Source organism: Gammaproteobacteria bacterium (assembly GCA_016199745.1).
Taxonomy (GTDB): Bacteria; Pseudomonadota; Gammaproteobacteria; order Acidiferrobacterales; family Sulfurifustaceae; genus JACQFZ01.
Window position 1 is genome coordinate 1 of sequence record JACQFZ010000003.1, and the last position, 1,061, is coordinate 1,061.

2 protein-coding genes are annotated in these 1,061 nt (G+C 56.5%); both read left to right on the forward strand.

The features are described 5' to 3' along the window. Positions 1-472 (forward strand): IS21 family transposase (locus tag HY308_00600; protein ID MBI3896776.1); only part of this gene is annotated, 472 nt, incomplete at its 5' end. Between the two features lie 58 nt (positions 473-530). Further along, positions 531-1,061 (forward strand): ATP-binding protein (locus tag HY308_00605; GenBank protein ID MBI3896777.1); only part of this gene is annotated, 531 nt, incomplete at its 3' end.

Here is a 1,061-nt window from a genome sequence, read left to right on the forward strand (position 1 = left end):
CATTTACCATCAGGATCAACTCATTGCCCGCCACATCCGCAGTTATGACCGTCATCAGGACATCGAAGATCCGGAACACCCTAAGGTATTGATCGGACAACGGCGCAATGCCCGCGAGCAGCGTCTGATGCTGCGTTTCCTTGGACTTTCGCCCGCAGCACAGCACTATGTCGAGGGCCTCGAACAGAAGAGCTTGAATGCCCGCAACCATCTTGCCAAGATCATCGCTCTGGCCGAGATCTACGGCGACGATGCAACGGCGCGGGCCATTGAAGACGGCCTGGCTTTCCAGGCCTTCAGCAGCGATTACATCGCCAATATCCTCGAATCCCGTGCCCGCAAGCTGCCCGAGCCCGGCCCGCTGCAACTGACACGTCGCCATGACCTGCTTGACATCGAACTCGCCGAACCGGATTTCTCACCCTACGAGATCAAAGACCATGAACCCGAAGACGGCAAAAACAAAGAGTGACCATCCTTGCGTAAACAATCCGCTGCGTGTCGGATTGACGAGCCTGCATCTATCGTTCATGCAAGAGCATTTCGAAGCATTGGGACACACGGCTGCCGCCAAACAAAGCCCCCACATCGATTATCTGGCTCAACTGGTCGAGGGTGAGGTGCAACGGCGTGAGGATCGCAGTATCGAACGACGGCTCAAGTTGGCCCGTTTCCCGGTGCAGAAGACGCTTGAACAATTCCAGTGGAGCTGGCCGAAGAAGATCAACCAGACCCAAATCCGCAATCTGTTCCGCCTGGCCTTCATTGAAGAGAACGCCAACGTGCTGTTCATCGGTGGCGTCGGCGTCGGGAAGAGTCATCTCGCCATCGCGTTAGCGCATGCGGCCTGCCTGCGCGGCCATAGCGTGCTGTTTACCACGGCGGTCGATATCATCAATACGCTGGCCGCCGCACAGGCCGCTGGCAACCTCAAGCGCGAAATGAGTCGCTACCTGAAACCAAGAATTTTACTCATTGACGAGCTGGGATATCTGCCTATCGATAAATTCGGTGCCGACGCGCTGTTCCAGATCATCAGTCACCGTTATGAATGCGGCCCC